The 5,315-nt window shown below is 51.7% G+C and carries 4 protein-coding genes; 3 read left to right on the top strand and 1 reads right to left on the bottom strand.

All coding sequences use genetic code 11. The annotated features are described in order from the left end of the window. On the top strand, positions 1-1,076 hold a 1,076-nt coding region (locus ACOJWD_RS00900; RefSeq protein ID WP_486991335.1), incomplete at its 5' end, for an AMP-binding protein. 52 nt (positions 1,077-1,128) lie between these two features. Continuing rightward, positions 1,129-1,716: an acetate uptake transporter gene (locus ACOJWD_RS00895; RefSeq protein WP_486991334.1), complete on the top strand. Its 588-nt coding sequence runs from the start codon at positions 1,129-1,131 to the stop codon at positions 1,714-1,716. 58 nt (positions 1,717-1,774) lie between these two features. Here ACOJWD_RS00895 and ACOJWD_RS00890 read toward each other — a convergent pair whose 3' ends face one another. Further along, positions 1,775-3,790: an alpha/beta hydrolase family protein gene (locus ACOJWD_RS00890; protein ID WP_486991333.1), complete on the bottom strand. Its 2,016-nt coding sequence runs from the start codon at positions 3,788-3,790 to the stop codon at positions 1,775-1,777. 126 nt (positions 3,791-3,916) lie between these two features. Here ACOJWD_RS00890 and lepA point away from each other — a divergent pair. After that, a partial coding sequence (gene lepA / locus ACOJWD_RS00885; protein WP_486991332.1) for a translation elongation factor 4 occupies positions 3,917-5,315 on the top strand: 1,399 nt, incomplete at its 3' end.

Below are 5,315 nucleotides of genomic sequence, written 5' to 3'. Positions count from 1 at the left end.
ATGTGTACTGGTGTATGGCGGATATTGGGTGGATTACCGGGCATTCCTACATCGTGTATGGGCCATTAGCTTTAGGGGCAACTTCGGTCATCTATGAGGGAGGCCCGACCTATCCAGATGCAGGACGGCCCTGGCGAGTGGCGGAACGGTTAGGCGTCAATATTTTTCACACCTCTCCCACCGCCATTCGCAGTTTGCGTCAGCACGGTGATGCCGTGCCTGCTCAATACCACTATCATTTTAAATTGATGGCGACCGTAGGTGAGCCCATTGAACCCGATGTGTGGCGTTGGTATTACAATGTGGTCGGCAAAAAGGAAGCGGCCATTGTGGATACTTGGTGGCAAACCGAGACCGGTGGCCATGTCTGTAGCACCATTCCTGCATTAAAGGCCATGAAGCCCGGCAGTGCGGGTCCTGGCGTTCCCGGGATTCACCCGGTGATCATGGATGACGAGGGGAATGAAATTCCAGAAGGTGCCGGCGAAGGCGGGAATATTTGTATACGTAATCCCTGGCCAGGCATTATGCAGACCATCTGGAAGGATCCCGAGCGATTTGTCCGTACTTATTATGGGAAATATAACAAGAATCCTCAATCAAAGGATTGGCGCGATTGGCCCTATATGGCAGGGGATGGAGCCACCGAAGCGCAGGATGGCTATTTTCGCATTCTCGGCCGCATTGATGATGTGATTAATGTCGCTGGCCATCGTATGGGAACTAAAGAATTGGAATCAGCGGTGCTACAAGTCCCGGAAGTGGCGGAAGCCGCGGTGGTCGCAGCACATGATGACATCAAGGGCAGTATTCCGGAAATTTATGTGTCGTTGCAGCCGGGGATTGCGTCCACGGAGTCTCTGATTCAGAAAATTATTGCAGCTATTGTGAGCGATATTGGGCCGATTGCGCGCCCGCGCAAGGTGTGGATTGTTCCCGATTTGCCCAAGACGCGTTCCGGAAAGATTATGCGGAGAATATTGGCATCGATCTCCGACAATAAAGAGATTGGGGACGTGACCACATTGTCGAATCCTGAGGTGGTGGAGACGATTCACCACCTGGTCCGGCCCTAGTCCGAGTGAGGTCTCACTCGGTATTTATATCATGGATTTAAGGAGGGAGCATATGCAAGGGAAGCTTTCCAATCCCGGCCCCTTGGGGCTGGCAGGGTTTGCTTTTACGACCTGGATGCTCAGTATGATTAATGCTGGATGGTTTACATCGTCTGCGCTTGGAATGGTGATTGCTCTCGCGATGGCGTACGGAGGCACCGCCCAATTTGTGGCGGGGATTTTAGAGTACCGTCGCGGTAACACCTTTGGAACCGTGGCTTTCTTTTCATACGGAGCTTTCTGGTGGTCGTTTGCCCTCTATGCCCATTTCTTTGGGGCCGGGGTACCGGCTGCCTTCGTAGGGTGGTATCTATTCGTCTGGGGCATTTTTACATTTTATATGTGGATTGCCACACTACGAACGACGATGGCGCTACAACTGGTGTTTTTGGCGCTGTGGATTACCTTTATCCTCTTAGCCATTGGATCATGGGGACTTACTTCCATGACCACTGTGGGAGGATATGTGGGGCTCATTACGGCTATTTTAGCTTTCTATCTGTCGGCGGCGGAAGTGATTAACGAGTCGTTTGGTCACACTGTCTTGCCGGTTCGCCCCTTTAAGAGCAAAGATACCGGGGCGTCTTCACAATCGGCATAAAAAGACTTCATTCCGGGCGGGGAGCCAAGACTAGCGGCTCTCCGCCCTGTATTTTGGACTAAAGTAGGTGTTGTGTCATCCAGTCCACAATGAGCTGGAGGCGTTTGACGCGATACCAAGGCTGACCCGAGCGGGAAAGTTCATGGCTTGCGTGAGGAAAGCGTACGAAGGCTACTTCGCGATCGAGTGTTTTTAGGGCCGCGAAGAGTTCTTCTGCTTGGCTGATGGGGCAACGGTAGTCCTCTTCTGAGTGCATAATCAAAAGCGGTGTGTGGATGTTTTCGACCGACATTAAGGGACTATGGCGGAGATATTGGTCGGGATGCTCCCACGGAACGGTGCCCCATTCCCAAGAATCCAAATATCCGAGGTCGCTCGTACCAAAAAAACTCAATTCATTGACGACGGATCGCATCGTGATGGCGGCCGAAAAACGGTCGCTATGACCGATAGCCCAGTTGGTCATGAAACCACCATACGAACCCCCTAAGATGGCTAATTTATGTTCGTCGAAGCGGCCCATTGTCAATGCCGCATCCACACCGGCCATCACATCTTTAAAGTCGTCCTGCCCCCAGGCTCCCCGAATAGCCGCCGAAAAGGCTTCTCCATAACCCCGACTTCCGTGAGGGTTAGTAAAGACCACACCGATTCCAGAACTGACTAGAAGTTGAAATTCGAAAAAAAAGCTTGGGGAATACATGGTCATCGGGCCACCGTGGACCTCTAAGGCGAGAGGATGGAGCGCATCGCCATCCGGATTGAGAAGCCAGCCATCGATCATCTTGCCGTTACCTGGGGAAGAAAATTCAAAGTGCTGAGGGATAAAACACTGAATTTCCTGTAATAGACAGTGGTTAAGCGCCGTCAGCCGCTTATATGACAGTGGTTCGGCCTCGATGGAGCCCAAAAAGAGATCGCCGGGATGGGCCTGATCTGCCTTTAACACCGCGATGGTCTTTTGGTCGCGGGACGCGCACATCCCATAGATGACCCCTTCGAAAGGAGCTCGTGGCTCAGCTTGGTGAGTACTCGGGTTAATGGCAATTAAGCCCACCTGTCCTCGATGACTATAGAGGGTGACGATGCCATTTTCGGTGAAAATGAGCGGCAGGGACGTTGCACCGTGCGCATGCATATCGTCGATGCTGTCCTGACCTAAATCGCCGTGTTGGGGAGTGAAGATTAGCTCTGGGGCACCGATTTTATGAGCTGTTAGTGCAGCCCGATAGAGTTTTGTGGAGGAGTAAAATCCATGAGAATAGTCATGACCAAAGAAATAGAGCCAAGCACCGTCGGGAGAGAAGTGGGGTGAGTGATAGCTACCGTGGCCATCGGTGATGCACTGCTCTTCTCGGGTCTCCAAATTCATGACCAGGATATCGTCATAGGGATTGCGATCGGGATCAGGGTGGCGGTTACTCTGATAGGCCATCATGACACCATCCGGTCGGACCGCTGCGTCTCCATGAGAGAAATGGTGAGGTGTGAGCACTTCGGCGGGCTTCTTTCCCCAAGTATCGATGAGCACCAACTGTTGATGCTGATCGTGGTGGAGATATCCCACCGTATCCAGTCGGTAAAAGGATCGGGTGATATACTGCACGTCACGAGTATATTTGTCTGATGGAGTTGCCGATGCAATCTGTTGTTGAGTGGATTTCTGGTCTAGAGGGAGTGCCCCCTCTTTTAAGGCCACTTCAGCAATGATGTGTCGACTATCGGGCAACCACGTGAGATGGGTGACATCACTTGCCCAATCGGTTAAGGGATAGGCTTCGCCTCCCCCGAGAGGCAAGAGGTATGGCTGGTGGTAGCTATGCTGGCAGCGGATGAAGGCGATAAATTCGCCATTCGGCGAAGGCTGGGGAGCGGTGTCAGTATCTCCTTGCGTTAGTGGGCGGTGGCTCTCTGAGGTGAGATCAATGGCGTAAATTTGACGGCGATATCGATTATGGTCTTCATCGATGGTTTGTCGTACATAGTAGACGATACGGCCGTCAGGCGAGATCTGTACCTCTTCTGGGATAATGAATCGTAATAAGTCCTCTGGGACCAGACGTCTCAATGTCATATCAAATCTCCTTTTTGCGCTACTAGGCGCAATGTGGGTACGGAGCGAGGCCGATGTGATGCTTTTCTTTCCCTCCCAATCTTGATAACATAAGACGATAATTTGCTTGAGATTTAGGAGGATAACTTGGACCAGCCACACATCCGCAATTTCTCCATTATTGCTCATATCGATCACGGCAAGAGTACCCTGGCGGATCGTCTTATTGAAAGCACGGGGACGCTCTCTTCGCGCGAAATGGCGCCTCAGGTTCTTGACTCGATGGACCTTGAACGCGAACGTGGTATTACCATTAAAGCACAAGCGGTGCGGCTATTTTATGATTATGATGGAGAAATCTATGAGCTGAATCTCATTGATACCCCAGGTCACGTAGACTTCACTTATGAGGTGTCGCGTGCACTGCAAGCCTGTGAAGGAGCTCTTTTGGTAGTGGACGCGGCGCAAGGGGTTGAGGCGCAGACCTTAGCCAATCTGTACCTCGCTTTGGAGCATGATTTAGCGTTAGTACCCATTATTAACAAAATTGACCTTCCGAGCGCGGATCCGGAGCGGGTCATGGAAGAGTTGATCGAGATTGGGATGGATGGAACCGATGCCGTTCCGGTCTCGGCAAAGCAAGGTATTGGCATCGATCGAGTGTTGCGTGAAGTGGTCGAAAAAATCCCCGCGCCGCAGGGGAAGTCAGAGAGCCCGCTTAGAGCGCTTATTTTTGATTCGCGTTTTGACAGCTATAAGGGTGTTCTGGTGTATATCCGGGTGATAGACGGGCGCTTAAAAATTGGCGATCGGATTCGGTTCATGGCGACAGCTAAAGAATTCGAAGTGACAGAAATCGGGGTGTTTAGCCCGCATCCCACGCCGGTCAATCATCTTGATACGGGAGAAGTAGGATTTTTTGCGGCCCAGATTAAATCGGTTCAAGATACTCGGGTTGGCGACACGGTCACTCAGGCTGGACGGAGTTCCTTAGTTGAGCCATTACCCGGATACCGGCCCGCCCAACCCATGGTGTTTTCGGGTCTCTATCCGGTGGAGTCGTCGGAATACGGACGTCTTCGCGAGGCGTTGGAAAAACTGCAGTTGAATGACGCCGCCTTGACGTTTGAACCGGAGACGTCGGCGGCACTGGGGTTTGGCTTTCGTGCGGGATTTTTAGGACTGTTGCATTTGGAAGTGATTCAAGAACGCCTAGAACGAGAATACGATCTCACTCTCATTACCACGGCGCCTAATGTGGTATATGAGGTGAGTCTCGTGAGTGGGGACAAGATCCGGGTGGACAATCCCGCCTTAATGCCGGTGGCAGGAGATATCTTGTATATCGAGGAACCTGTGGTTGAAGCCAGTATTATTGCTCCTAGTGAGTACATTGGAGCCGTTATGGAACTTGCCCAAGAACGGCGAGGAACCTATATCAATCTGACCTATCTCGATGCCGTGCGAGCAATGTTGTCGTATCGTTTGCCTCTGGGGGAAATCATGTTTGACTTTTTCGATCAATTGAAGAGCCGGACTCGAGGCT

The organism is Sulfobacillus sp. TH-112, from assembly GCF_057473405.1.
The sequence above is the reverse complement of the archived record's forward strand: the minus strand, read 5'-3'. Positions and strand labels throughout refer to the sequence as shown.